Annotated in this window: 14 protein-coding genes; all 14 read left to right on the top strand. The window is 64.9% G+C overall.

The features are described 5' to 3' along the window. Positions 1-157 precede the first annotated feature (157 nt). The 14 genes from QQK95_RS32580 to QQK95_RS32645 all read left to right on the top strand — a co-directional run bounded on the left by QQK95_RS32580 (position 158) and on the right by QQK95_RS32645 (position 13,099). Entirely contained in the window at positions 158-1,801 is a 1,644-nt protein-coding gene (locus QQK95_RS32580; protein WP_284278650.1) for a Na+/H+ antiporter, read from the top strand. Between the two features lie 193 nt (positions 1,802-1,994). Further along, positions 1,995-3,308 carry a serine hydroxymethyltransferase gene (glyA, locus tag QQK95_RS32585; protein ID WP_284278651.1) on the top strand — a complete coding sequence of 438 codons (1,314 nt, stop codon included), beginning with the start codon at positions 1,995-1,997 and terminating at the stop codon, positions 3,306-3,308. A 97-nt stretch (positions 3,309-3,405) separates the two neighbouring features. After that, positions 3,406-3,984: a hypothetical protein gene (locus tag QQK95_RS32590; protein WP_284278652.1), complete on the top strand. Its 579-nt coding sequence runs from the start codon at positions 3,406-3,408 to the stop codon at positions 3,982-3,984. A gap of 26 nt (positions 3,985-4,010) precedes the next feature. Next, on the top strand, positions 4,011-4,340 hold the full coding sequence (locus tag QQK95_RS32595; RefSeq protein ID WP_019857610.1) for a GlpM family protein: 330 nt from the start codon (positions 4,011-4,013) through the stop codon (positions 4,338-4,340). A gap of 95 nt (positions 4,341-4,435) precedes the next feature. Then, entirely contained in the window at positions 4,436-4,915 is a 480-nt protein-coding gene (gene nrdR / locus QQK95_RS32600; RefSeq protein ID WP_010915593.1) for a transcriptional regulator NrdR, read from the top strand. A gap of 2 nt (positions 4,916-4,917) precedes the next feature. Continuing rightward, on the top strand, positions 4,918-6,048 hold the full coding sequence (gene ribD / locus QQK95_RS32605) for a bifunctional diaminohydroxyphosphoribosylaminopyrimidine deaminase/5-amino-6-(5-phosphoribosylamino)uracil reductase RibD (RefSeq protein WP_284278654.1): 1,131 nt from the start codon (positions 4,918-4,920) through the stop codon (positions 6,046-6,048). A 126-nt stretch (positions 6,049-6,174) separates the two neighbouring features. Continuing rightward, the gene (locus tag QQK95_RS32610; protein ID WP_284278655.1) at positions 6,175-6,792 is read left to right on the top strand and encodes a riboflavin synthase; all 618 of its coding nucleotides are present in this window, start codon (positions 6,175-6,177) and stop codon (positions 6,790-6,792) included. A 109-nt stretch (positions 6,793-6,901) separates the two neighbouring features. Then, positions 6,902-7,396, top strand: coding sequence for a 6,7-dimethyl-8-ribityllumazine synthase (ribH, locus tag QQK95_RS32615; RefSeq protein ID WP_284278656.1), 495 nt, complete (start codon positions 6,902-6,904; stop codon positions 7,394-7,396). Beyond that, positions 7,393-7,893: a transcription antitermination factor NusB gene (nusB, locus tag QQK95_RS32620; RefSeq protein ID WP_284278659.1), complete on the top strand. Its 501-nt coding sequence runs from the start codon at positions 7,393-7,395 to the stop codon at positions 7,891-7,893. Before ribH ends, nusB begins: the two co-directional genes overlap by 4 nt. Further along, positions 7,890-9,107: an MFS transporter gene (locus QQK95_RS32625; protein WP_284278661.1), complete on the top strand. Its 1,218-nt coding sequence runs from the start codon at positions 7,890-7,892 to the stop codon at positions 9,105-9,107. Before nusB ends, QQK95_RS32625 begins: the two co-directional genes overlap by 4 nt. A 180-nt stretch (positions 9,108-9,287) precedes the next feature. Next, positions 9,288-10,199 carry a glycine betaine ABC transporter substrate-binding protein OsmF gene (gene osmF / locus QQK95_RS32630; protein ID WP_284278663.1) on the top strand — a complete coding sequence of 304 codons (912 nt, stop codon included), beginning with the start codon at positions 9,288-9,290 and terminating at the stop codon, positions 10,197-10,199. Between the two features lie 55 nt (positions 10,200-10,254). Further along, positions 10,255-11,418, top strand: coding sequence for an ABC transporter permease (locus QQK95_RS32635; RefSeq protein WP_284278665.1), 1,164 nt, complete (start codon positions 10,255-10,257; stop codon positions 11,416-11,418). Further along, positions 11,415-12,353 carry an ABC transporter ATP-binding protein gene (locus QQK95_RS32640; RefSeq protein WP_284278667.1) on the top strand — a complete coding sequence of 313 codons (939 nt, stop codon included), beginning with the start codon at positions 11,415-11,417 and terminating at the stop codon, positions 12,351-12,353. Before QQK95_RS32635 ends, QQK95_RS32640 begins: the two co-directional genes overlap by 4 nt. After that, a complete protein-coding gene (locus tag QQK95_RS32645; RefSeq protein WP_032929898.1) occupies positions 12,350-13,099 on the top strand; it encodes an ABC transporter permease in 750 nt (249 codons plus the stop codon). Before QQK95_RS32640 ends, QQK95_RS32645 begins: the two co-directional genes overlap by 4 nt. The last annotated feature ends 32 nt before the right edge of the window (positions 13,100-13,131 follow it).

Raw genomic sequence — 13,131 nt, forward strand, 5'->3', positions numbered from 1 at the left:
AACCCCGCTTTGCGCTGGCGCCAGGTGCCGGCCTTTTTTCTGCTATCCGCTTGATGCGGCCATCCGGGCTGCTGCCTGTCGGCCATAGCCGTCCCGGCGTTGTCTGGACGCGAGGCCGACGATTGCGCATGGTTCGCCAAACAGCCGGAATCGTGCCATGCAAGCCGCCATCTTTGTCCTCGTCGTGCTCGTCTTCGTCGCCGTTTCCGGCGCGCTGGTGCGGCTTGTGCGGGTGCCGCTGCCGGTTCTGCAGATCGCGATAGGGGCTGTCCTTGCCTGGCCGGTGCGCGGCATTCATGTCGAGATCGATCCGGAACTGTTCCTGCTGGTGTTCATTCCGCCGCTGCTGTTCAGCGACGCCTTCGGCGCGCCCAAGCGCGAGCTGATGGCATTGCGCGGACCGATCCTCGACCTTGCCATCGGCCTCGTCTTCTTCACCATTGTCGGTTTCGGCTATGCCTTGCACTGGCTGGTGCCGAGCATTCCGCTGGTCGTAGCCTTCGCGCTCGCGGCAGTGCTGTCTCCGACCGATGCGGTGGCCGTCTCCTCGATCGTCGACAGGAACGTCGTTCCGGCGCGGTTGATGCATATTCTGGAAGGTGAGTCCCTGCTCAACGATGCGTCGGGTCTGGTCATGTTCCGTTTTGCCGTCGCGGCGGCATTGACCGGCAGTTTTTCCTTTGCCGCCGCTTCGCTGAGTTTTCTCTATGCCGTGGCGGTCGGTATCCTGGCCGGCGTGGCGGCCCTGTTCGTCGCCGCCAAGGCGCTGCGGCTCTTGAATCGCATCGGTGGCGTGCCGGCCGAGGCGCAGGTGCTGATCACCATCCTGCTTCCTTTCGTCGCCTATCTCGGCGCCGAGCACTTCGGGGCCTCGGGCATCCTCGCCGCTGTGGCCGCCGGTCTCTTGACCGGGAGCACTGGCATATTCCGCTTTCTCGGCGTCTCGGCGCGCATGCAGACGATCTCGCTCTGGACGACGTTTTCCTTCGTTTTCAACGGCGCGCTGTTCATCGTGCTTGGCCTGCAGCTTCCCGAAATCATCCGCAAGGTGCCGCCCGAGCTGTCCAGCCGCCATTGGCTTCTGGAGCCGGTCTTGACGGTTCTGCTGCTGACCCTTTGCCTGATCGCGCTCCGCTTCGTCTGGATCTGGATTGGCGACATCACGGCCGGTTTTGCCGCGCGGCTCGGCAAGCGGAAGGCCGAACCGTTCGGCCTGCGCGTGCGGCTGGCCGGTTCGGTGGCGGGCGTACGCGGCGCCATCACGCTGGCCGGCATATTGTCGCTGCCGCTGGCCTTGCAGGACGGTTCGCCGTTCCCGGCGCGGGACCTGGTCATCTTCCTCGCCGCCGGTGTCATCATCTGCTCGCTGGTGATCGCCAGCCTGGCCTTGCCGGTGATCGCGCGCGGGCTGGTCGAGCCCGGCGAAGACGCCGGCGCCGCCGAGGAACGCATGGCGCGCGTTGGCGCGGCGAAGGCGGCGATCGCCCACCTCGAAAGCATCGCACAGACGGATGAAGAGGAGGGCGATGTGCCCGGCCTCAAGCTCGCCGCCGCCAACGGCATTGTCGCTGCCTACCAGCGCCGCATCGCGGCATCCGACGAGGCCGACGAGGCGCGCGCCGAGATGCGCGAGGCGGGAAGGCTGGAGATCGATCTGAGGCTCTCCGGTATCGCCGCCGAGCGCGACGCCTTGCGCGCCATGCTTCGCCGCGGCGAGATCAACGACCACACCGCGCGGGCGCTGTTCACCGAGATCACCCTCACGGAAGCTCTTTTGAGCGGCAGGCAGACACGGAAATAGGACCGGCGATGCTCAGGGGCTGCGGATTTGCAGTCTCTGCCGCAAACCGGCCAGCAAATTTCGCGCCGCAAACGTGGCGGGTCGAAAACAACTGTGTTAATGGCGCGGCAATGCGTGTCGCCCAAAAGTGTGCAGCGGTTTTGGGGCAACGATAAGCATAAACAAATTGCCCCGAACCGGAGGATTTCAGGCCATGGCAACAGCAGCGGCAGCGTCGAACAAATTCGAATCCTTCTTCGAAACCACGCTGGAAGACGCCGATCCGGAGATTTTCGGCGCCATCCGCAACGAGCTTGGCCGCCAGCGCCACGAGATCGAGCTGATCGCCTCGGAAAACATCGTTTCCCGCGCGGTGCTCGAGGCGCAGGGGTCGATCATGACCAACAAATACGCCGAGGGCTATCCGGGCAAGCGCTACTATGGCGGCTGCCAGTTCGTCGACGTGGCCGAGGAACTGGCCATCGAACGGGCGAAGAAGCTGTTCGGCTGCAATTTCGCCAACGTCCAGCCGAACTCCGGCAGCCAGATGAACCAGGCGGTGTTCCTGGCGCTGCTGCAGCCCGGCGACACCTTCATGGGCCTCGACCTCAACTCCGGTGGCCATCTCACCCATGGCTCGCCGGTCAACATGAGCGGCAAGTGGTTCAAGGTCGTCTCCTACGGCGTGCGCAAGGAAGACCATCTGCTCGACATGGACGCGATCGAAAAGACCGCGCATGAGACCAAGCCGAAGCTGATCCTGGCCGGCGGCACCGCCTATTCGCGCATCTGGGACTGGAAGCGCTTTCGCGAGATCGCGGATGCGGTCGGCGCCTATCTGATGGTCGATATGGCGCATATTGCGGGCCTCGTCGCCGGCGGCGTGCATCCCTCGCCATTGCCGCACGCCCATGTGGTGACGACCACCACGCACAAGTCGCTGCGCGGCCCGCGCGGCGGCATGATCCTGTGCAACGATGAGGACATTGCCAAGAAGATGAACTCGGCGGTGTTCCCCGGCCTGCAGGGCGGCCCGCTGATGCATGTCATCGCAGCCAAGGCCGTGGCCTTCGGCGAGGCGTTGAAGCCGAGCTTCAAGGTCTATGCCGAAAGCGTGGCCGCCAACGCCAAGGCGCTGGCTTCGAGCCTCAAGGAGACAGGCCTCGATATCGTCTCAGGCGGCACGGACAACCATCTGATGCTGGTCGATTTGCGCCCCAAGAACGCCACCGGCAAGCGCGCCGAGGCAGCCCTTGGCCGCGCCAACATCACCTGCAACAAGAACGGCATTCCCTTCGACCCGGAAAAGCCCTTCGTCACCTCGGGCGTGCGCCTCGGCACGCCGGCCGGCACCACGCGCGGCTTCGGCCAGGCCGAATTCCGCGAGATCGGCAAGCTGATCGCCGAAGTGCTGGATGGCCTCAAGGTCGCCAATTCGGACGAGGGCAATGCCTCGGTCGAGGCGGCGGTCAAGGCCAAGGTCGTGGCGCTGACCGATCGTTTTCCGCTCTATCCCTATCTCGGCTGACCGTCCTTATCGATTGACCAGGCGCGAAGCGTCATCTTTTATCCGCCGGCGGTGCGCCACCCCTGATCGGGTGGCGCATGGAACTGGAGAAACGATGATGCGCAATTTTCGTATCGCCTTACTCGGCGCTGTCGGCTGGCTGGCTGTTTATGGGCCTGCTTCGGCCCAGACACAGCCCGCTCCGGACATGCCTGTCACAAGCACCTTCGGCCGATGGACAACCATGGTCGACACGCTCGATACCGGCCAGGATGCGCACAAGACCTGCGCGGCTTCGACGGCGTTCTTCGATGCGAGCGGCAATTCGGGCACGCTGACCTTGTCGATCTCGACTGGCGATGCGCTGCCGCCCGATGCCTATCCGGCCATCATGCTCACCGTCGACAACAAGCAACTGCCGACCGGCAAGAAGATCGCGGCGACGTTCGGCGATCCCGGCGTCAAGGTTTCGGCAACGGTCTATTCCAACGATGCCGGCATCGGCCGTCCGAGCTGGAGTGTGGACAATCAGGCCAAGACCAGTCTCGCGCTGTTGCGAGCCATGCGTCAGGTCGTCTCGCTCGACGTGACTTTCGGCAAGCAGGCCTTCGCCAGCATCCCGATGGACGGCTTCACCAAGGCCTACCGCAACCTTGGAACGTCTTGCGGCTTCCCGACCAAGGACGTCGCGCCGTGACGGCCCGGTCGCAGTAGGAATCGCGGATGGATATTGTCTGGAAGGGCGTGGTCGGCGGGCTGGTGACGGCGCTGATCGTCTGGGCGTCCAAGCGCGGCAATGTCCTGCCGGGTATCTTGCCGCTGGCGCCGACCTTTGCCGTCATTGCCTTGCTCGCCGTCGGCGCCAAGGGCGATCCAGGCGGTTTCCGCGATGCCTGCCTTGCTGGAATGAAGACAATTCCCGCCTATCTTGCCTTCCTCGGCGCCTGCTGGTTGTTCATCGACAAAGTCGACTATCGACTGGCCGTTGCCGGCGGCATCGCCGTCTGGCTGGTTGCCGCGCTGGCAATCTTCCTCGCGCCTCGCTATCTCTGATGCTGCAGTCCGTTGAAGAGACGGAACGGCTTCAATCACGGTCGGAAAGGCTCTAAGCCTTTCGCCTCACCAGATTCGCGAACCCAAGGCTCTCCATGCGCTGTCCCTATTGCCAGTCCGAAGATACGCAGGTGAAGGATTCGCGCCCCGCCGAGGATGGCGCGGCGATCCGCAGGCGGCGTGTCTGCCCAGATTGCGGCGGCCGGTTCACCACCTTCGAACGCGTCCAGTTGCGCGACCTTGTCGTGGTCAAGAAGTCGGGCCGGAAAGTGCCGTTCGACCGCGACAAGCTGCTGCGCTCGGTTGAGATCGCGGTGCGCAAGCGCAATGTCGATCCCGAACGCATCGACCGCGCGGTGACCGGCATCGTGCGCCAGCTCGAAAGCTCTGGTGAGACGGAAGTGGCCTCCGGCGAGGTCGGCCGGCTGGTCATGGAGGCGCTGAAGTCGCTCGATGACGTCGCCTATGTGCGTTTTGCCTCGGTCTATCGCAATTTCCGCGAGGCCAAGGATTTCCACGAATTGCTGGGCGAGCTGAAGGGCGACGAAGACAAGAGTGAAGAGGACGCCGGCTGAGCATGGCAGCATCGCAACTGAGCGAGGCCGAACAAGCGGCCCTTGATCGTCGTTTCATGGCCGCCGCCTTGCGGCTTTCGTGCAGGAATGCCGGCCGCACCTCCACCAATCCTTCCGTCGGCACGATCATCGTGCGCGATGACGGCGAGGGGCCGATGATCGTCGGCACCGGTGTCACCGCCATTGGCGGCCGGCCGCATGCCGAGACCGAGGCCTTGGCCGAGGCTGGCGAACTGGCACGTGGCGCCACGGCTTACGTCACTTTGGAGCCTTGCGCCCATCACGGCCGCACGCCCCCTTGCGCCAACGCGCTGGTCAATGCCGGCATTGCGCGCGTCGTGGGGGCCGCCAGCGATCCGGATCCGCGCGTCTCCGGCAAGGGCTATGCGATCCTGCGCGCCGCCGGCATCGAGGTGGTCGAGAAGGTGCTGGCCACGGAAGCCGCCGAGCAGATGGCGGGCTATTTGATTCGATCTCTGCGAAAACGCCCGGAAGTGACGCTGAAGCTTGCGCTTTCGAGCGACGGCAAGATCGGCAGGAAAGGCGCCGGCCAGGTTGCGATCACCGGCGAGATCGCGCGCCGCGACGTCTATCTGATGCGCGCGGAGTCCGATGCCATCCTGATCGGCATCGGCACGGCGCTGGAGGACGATCCGGCGCTGACCGTGCGCTTGCCGGGGCTGGAAAACCGTTCGCCGGCGCGCATCATCCTCGATCGCCAGATCCGGCTCCCGGAAGCCTCGAAGCTGGTTTCCGGTGTCGACCGCGTGCCGCTCTATGTCGCTGCCTGTCTCGAAGCCGACCCGCATCGTCGCGCCGCACTCGAACGCGCCGGCGTACGCTTCATCGGCACCGAAACCCATGACGGCGTCGTCGCCTTGCCGGAACTGCTCGAAGACCTGGCGGCGCTCGGCATGGCAAGCGTGCTGGTCGAGGGCGGCGCCCAGGTCGCCAAGGCATTCCTCGACGAAGATCTGGTCGACCGCATCGTGTTGTTCCAGGGGCCGGAAGCGATCGGCGAGGATGGCATTGCATCGCCGGTCGACGCTGACCATATCCCGGCAGGCTTCCGCAAACTGCGCGAGATGCGCTTCGGCGAGGACAGCTACGCCGAGTGGGTAAGAGACCTCTAGAGCCGGATGATTTCAGGTCGAGTCGACCTGAAATCTGAATCCGGCTCTAAATCAAAGTGATAGAGCATGATGTCGTCCGAAAACCGCTTCACACTTTTCGGCATCATGCTCTAGGGATCAGCATCGATGTTCACCGGAATTGTCACCGATATCGGCACCGTCGCGGCCGTCAAGCCGCTCAGCGAAGGCGTCGGCTTGCGCATCGATACCGCCTATGACCCCGAGACCATCGCCATCGGCGCCTCGATCTCATGTGGCGGCGTCTGCCTGACGGTCACGGCGCTGCCCGAACATGGCTCGAACGCGCGCTGGTTCGAGGTCGAGGCCTGGGAAGAGGCCTTGCGGCTGACCACGGCCTCGAGCTGGAAATCCGGCAGCAAGGTCAATCTCGAGCGGGCGCTGAAGATCGGCGACGAACTCGGCGGCCACATCGTGTCTGGCCATGTCGACGGTACCGCCGAGATCGTCGAGCGCAAGGACGAGGGCGACGCGGTGCGCTTCACGCTGGAGGCGCCACGCCATCTGGCCAAATTCATCGCCCCAAAGGGCTCCGTCGCGCTCGACGGCACCTCGCTCACCGTCAACAAGGTCGAGGCCACCCGCTTCGACGTGCTGTTGATCCACCACTCGCTGACCGTGACCACCTGGGGCGACCGCAAGGTCGGCGACCGCGTCAATCTCGAGATCGATACCATGGCCCGCTACGCCGCTCGGCTGGCGGAGGCGGCGAAAGAGGGGCTCTAGCAAGTTTGCCGGACCAGCCTGTCCGACCCGCTTGACACCCTCCAGCAATCTTCCGCTTGCGATCAATCCGGCTTCGGCCTAAGTCACCGGCAACCCCCCGGAGACTTTTATGGCTGGTACATCCCAACACGGCAAAGCCTTCATTCGTCCGAAGGCGAAGGCGCATCTGCTGATTGTCGAAGCGCGCTTTCACGACGACCTTGCCGACGCGCTGCTCGACGGCGCGACGAGCGCGCTCGATGAAGCGGGCGCAACTTACGACGTCGTCACCGTTCCAGGTTCGCTCGAAATTCCCGCAGTGATCACCTTCGCGCTGGACGGCGCGGCGGAAGGCGGCACAAATTACGACGGCTTCGTTGCGCTCGGCACCATTATCCGTGGCGACACCTATCATTTCGACATCGTCGCCAATGAATCCAGCCGCGCGCTGATGGACCTGTCCGTGCAGGACTCGGTCTGCATCGGCAACGGCATCCTGACCACCGAGAATGATGCACAGGCATGGACACGGGCCAAGCGCTCGGAAGGCGACAAGGGCGGCTTTGCCGCGCGCGCGGCGCTGACCATGATCGCGCTCAAGGAACAACTGGGAGCGCGATCGTGAGCGAACCCGCTTCGCCCGGACAGCCGGCTGTGCGCCATGCCAACAAGCGCGGCGCCGCCCGTCTGGCCGCCGTGCAGGCGCTCTATCAGATGGATGTCGCCGGCAGCGGCGTCTTCGAGATCACCGCCGAATATGAGGCATTCCGGCTCGGCAAGGAAGTCGATGGCGCGCTCTATCGCGAGGCGGATGCTCAATGGTTCCGCGCCATCCTGACTGGCGTCGTCGAGGACCAGAAGACAATCGATCCGGTCATCCGCCAGGCGCTGACCGATGACTGGCCGCTGTCGAGGCTCGATTCGACGCTGCGCGCAATCCTGCGCGCCGGCGTCTACGAATTGATGAAGCGCGAAGACGTGCCGGTGGCGGTCATCGTTTCGGAATATGTCGACATCGCCAAGGCCTTCTATGAGGAAGACGAGCCGAAACTCGTCAATGCCGTGCTCGACCGCGTTTCACGCTGGGTGCGCGGCGAGGGGCGCGGCAAGGACGCCTCGTGACGGCCATCGCCATCGAGACGGGCAGGGAGGCGCGGCGCACCGCGCTGATCCTCGCCGCCTCGCAGGCAATCATCGGCTCGGCGGCGCCCATCGCGATTTCGATGGGGGCGCTGGCCGGGCAATACCTGCTCGGTGCCGACAAATCGCTGGCGACGGCGCCCATCACCGGCTTCAACATCGGTGTCGCGCTCGGCGCCTTGCCTGCGGCGGCCATCATCCGCTGGCTGGGCCAGCGCGGCGGCTTCATGACCGGAACCGTCGTCACCGCGTTTGGCGGCCTGATTGCCACACTGGCGCTTTTCCACGGCAGTTTCTGGCTGTTCGCGTTCGCGCTGCTGGTGATCGGCATCGGTGGCGCCTTCGTCCAGCAATTCCGCTTCGCCGCCGCCGACAACGCGCCGCCGCAGTTCAAGGCGCGCGCCATCTCCTTCGTGCTGGCGGGCGGCATCATCACCGCCATCCTCGGGCCGCAGATCGTCATCTTCACCCGGGAACTGTTCGCGCCGGTGATGTTTGCCGGATCGTTCGCCTCGATCCTGCCGCTGGCGGCCGTGGGCGCGATTATCCTGTCGTTTCTGCGCCTGCCAGCGAAGGCGGCGAGCAAGGTTGACGTTTCCGGCGGCGATGCCCGGCCCCTGTCTGAAATCGTCACCAAGCCGCGCTTCGTCGCCGCGCTGTTCTGCGCCGTCGGCAGTTATGCGCTGATGAGCTTCGTAATGACCGGTGCGCCGCTGGCCATGGTCGGCTGCGGCCTGTCGGAGGACGATGCGACGCTGGGGATTTCCTGGCACGTCATGGCGATGTTCGCGCCGAGCTTCTTCACCGGCTCGCTGATCCACCGCTTCGGCGCCGAGCGCATCGTCGCCATTGGCCTGGTCCTGCTCATCGGCTGTGCCGCCGTTGCCTTGTCGGGCTTGGCGCTGTGGCAATTCTGGACGTCCCTGATCCTGCTCGGCCTCGGCTGGAATTTCGGCTTCATCGGCGCCACCGCCATGGTCGCGGCCAGCTACCGGCCGTCGGAAAAGGGCAAGGTGCAGGGTTTCCACGACTTCGTCCTGTTCGGTTCGGTCGCCTGCGCGTCGCTACTGTCTGGCATGGTCTACAACGCCTGGGGCTGGGAGATGCTGAACTGGATGATCTTTCCGGTCACCGTTCTGTGCTTCGTGGCCCTCGGCGCGCTCAAGTTGACGAGCCCGCGCAACGCGCGCACCTGATCCCCGAACTGCTGTCGAGCTGGCATGATGCTGTCAGGATTGCTTCGGTTGAATTTGCCGATCTGAAACAAAATTATTGCGTCTGTACCTAATGTTATGAAACCGTGTGCCCCGACTGGCCGTTGAAGCCATGCTCATATGCGGCCGCCGCATTCCGGTTCACAGCAAGGGGTTTTCACGATGTTTTCAGTCAAGGTTTTCGCCGGCGCGGCATTGGCGCTGGCCATCACTGCAGCTTCCGCCAGTGCCCAGGTGGTCGTCTCCTCGAAGATCGACACCGAGGGTGGCGTGCTCGGCAACATCATCCAGCTCGTTCTCAACGCCAACAACATCAAGACATCAGACCGCATCCAGCTCGGCGGCACGCCAGTGGTGCGCAAGGCGATCACCGCTGGCGAGATCGACATCTATCCCGAATACACCGGCAACGCCGCCTTCTTCTTCGAGAAGGCCGACGACCCCGTCTGGAAGGACGCCGCCAAGGCCTATGAGACGGCCAAGAAGCTCGACTATGACGCCAACAAGATCGTCTGGCTGTCGCCGGCGCCGGCCAACAACACCTGGGCGATCGCGCTACGCAAGGAAGTGACGGACCAGAACAAGCTCGTCACGCTGTCGGACTTCGGCAAATACGTCGCCGGCGGCGGCAAGGTGGTGCTCGCGGCTTCCGCCGAGTTCGTCAATTCGGCCGCCGCCCTTCCGGCCTTCCAGACCACCTACGGCTTTACGCTGAAGCCGGACCAGCTGATCACGCTTTCGGGCGGTGACACGGCCGCGACCATCGCCGCGGCCGCCAACCAGACCAGTGGCGCCAACGCCGCCATGGTCTACGGCACCGATGGCGGCATCGCGCCATCAGGCCTCGTCGTGCTCGAGGACGACAAGGGCGTGCAGCCGGTCTACCAGCCGGCGCCCATCATCCGCGAATCCGTGCTCAAGCAGCATCCCGAGATCGAGACGCTGCTGAAGCCGGTCTTCGCCAAGCTCGACCTGGTCACGCTGCAGGAACTGAACGGCCGCGTGCAGGTTGGCGGCGAACCGGTCAAGGGCGTCGCCGAGGACTTCCTGAAGAAGAACGGCTTTCTGAAGTAGGACGATTCCGGCGCGCCGCTCGCGTGGCGCGCCGGAACGACCGACGGGGGAGGGCGTGAACATCCGTTTCGACAAGCTCGGCGTGGTCATTGCCGCGATCGCTGCCTATGCGGCATTCCTCGCTCCCTTCGCCACGTTCCGCGCCAACCGGATCGTTCCGGGCCAGGCGCGCTCGATTCTCGAGGCGCTGCCGGCAACGGCAGGGCCGTTGCTTTTGGCTATCGTGGTCGTGGCGGCGCTCGTAGCACTGTTCAGGACAGCGCTTGTGTTGCGCCTTGCCGCCAGCGTGGTCGCTCTTGCCGCGCTTGCGCTGCTCGTCGGCGTCGCCGGTACATTCTTGACGTCAGCCGGCAACACCTTCGCCAGGGTATCGCCGGCCTCCGGTTTCTGGATACTCATCTTCGTCTTCACGCTTTTGCTGGCGGATGTGCTGACGCGCCTGAACCTGTCGCCATGGGCCCGTGTCGGCGTGCTGGCCGCGGTCGCCGCGGCCATCGGGCTGCTTTTGGTGTCGGGGGCCTGGAACGACCTTTCCATTCTCAAGGAATACGCCAACCGCGCCGACAGTTTCTGGGCCGAAGGCTCCAAGCATGTGACGTTGGCGCTTGGCTCGCTGCTCGCGGCGGTCGTCGTTGGCCTGCCGCTCGGCATACTCTGCCATCGTGTCGAAAGGCTGCGGGCCGGCGTGCTCAACGTGCTCAACATCATCCAGACCATCCCTTCGATCGCGCTGTTCGGCCTGTTGATCGCGCCGCTGGGCTGGATCGCCGCGCACGTGCCGGGGGCGGCCGCGCTCGGCATTCGTGGCATCGGCACCGCCCCCGCCTTCGTCGCCCTGTTCCTCTATTCGCTGCTGCCGGTGGTGGCCAACACCGTGGTCGGGCTTGCTGGTGTACCTCGCGCGGCCAACGACGCGGCGCGCGGCATGGGCATGACCGATCGCCAACGCCTGTTCGGCGTCGAGTTCCCGCTGGCCTTTCCGGTGATCCTCACCGGCATCCGCATCGTGCTGGTGCAGAACATCGGCCTTGCCACCATCGCCGCGCTCATCGGCGGCGGCGGCTTTGGCGTGTTCGTCTTCCAGGGCGTTGGCCAGACGGCGATGGACCTGGTGCTGCTCGGCGCCGTGCCGACCGTGGCGCTCGCCTTCGCCGCCGCCATCATCCTCGACGCAGTGATCGAAATGACCGCCACCAAGCGCAGGGTTGAAACGGCATGATCGAGATCGAAGGCATCACCAAGCGCTATGACGCGACCACCGTCGTCGACGACGTCTCGATGATCATCGAACCACGCACCATCGCCGTCATTGTCGGTACCTCGGGTTCGGGCAAGACGACACTGCTGCGCATGATCAACCGGCTGGTCGAGCCGACATCAGGCATCATCAAGCTCGACGGCGCCGACAATCGCTCGGTGCCCGGCTACGAACTGCGCCGCAGCATCGGCTATGCCATCCAGGGCCACGGCCTGTTTCCGCATCGCACCGTGGCGCAGAACATCGCCACCGTGCCGGTGCTGCTTGGCTGGGACAAGGACCGCATCAAGGCGCGCGTCGATGAGTTGATGACGCTCTACCAGCTCGACCCCCGGGAATTCGGGCCGCGTTACCCGCACGAACTGTCCGGCGGCCAGCAACAGCGCGTCGGTGTGGCCCGCGCGCTCGCCGCCGAACCCAACGTGCTGTTGATGGACGAGCCGTTCGGCGCGCTCGATCCGATCATCCGCACCAAGGCGCAGGAAGATCTGCTGGCGATCCAGAAGCGGTTCGGCACCACCATCATCCTCGTCACTCACGACATGGAAGAGGCCGTGCACATGGGCGACAAGATCGCCGTCATGGATGCCGGCAAGCTCGTGCAATACGCCAAACCAGCCGAGATCCTGGCAAACCCGGCCAGCAGCTTCGTCGAGACCCTGGTCGGCGCCAGCGAAAGGCCATTCAGGCTGCTGTCGCTCGGACGGGTGCGGGACGCAGTGGAGAACGGCGCGGCCGAGGGCGAAGCCATCCCCGGCGACGCCAGCCAGCGCGATGCACTGGCTGAACTCCTGTGGTCGGGCCGGCCGGCGCTGCCGGTTAAGGGCGCCGACGGCAAGCCGCTCGGCCGCGTCACGGTGGACGGGCTGGTCAAGCGGGCGGCGAGGCCGGCATGAAAGCCTGGCTGCCTTTGCTGCTCAGGCTTGCGTTGGTGGTGTTGCTCGTGGCGTTCGTCACCAGTCCGGGCTGGTTTGAGCCGCTGCTCAAGCCGCTGACCGAGAACAATGCGCCGGTGATCTACAATCAGGGCAGCCTGCTGACGCTGACCTTGCTGCATCTGCGCACCGTGCTGATCGCCACCGTCGCCGCGACCATCGTTGCGGTGGCCCTGGCCATCCTTGTCACCAGGCCGGCGGGCGCCGAATTCCTGCCGCTGTCGCGCAGCCTGGTCAACATCGGCCAGACTTTCCCGCCGGTGGCGGTGCTGGCGCTCGCCGTGCCGGCTGTCGGCTTCGGTGAGAAGCCGACGCTGATCGCGCTGTTTCTCTATGGCCTGCTGCCGATCTTCGAGAATGCGCTGACAGGGCTGACGACACTGCCGGCCAATGTCGTCGAGGCGGCGCGCGGCGCCGGCATGACCGGCTGGCAAAGGCTCACCAAGGTCGAGCTGCCGCTCAGTGCGCCGATCATCCTTGGCGGCATCAGGCTCTCGGTGGTGATCAGCCTGGCCACCGCCACCATAGGCTCGACGGTTGCCGCCAAGACGCTGGGCGAGGTGATCATTGCCGGTCTTCTGTCCAACAATCTGGCTTTCATCCTGCAGGGCGGCCTGATCGTGGCGGCCCTTGCCGTGCTCATCTATGACGGATTGTCGGCGGTCGAGCGCTATGCGGCGCGGCGCATGGGGCGTGAGGCGGAGTAGCCTTCAATTCTGGATATCGTGGCGCCCATCTG

It is taken from the genome of Mesorhizobium huakuii (genome assembly GCF_030160235.1).
Lineage (GTDB): Bacteria > Pseudomonadota > Alphaproteobacteria > Rhizobiales > Rhizobiaceae > Mesorhizobium > Mesorhizobium huakuii.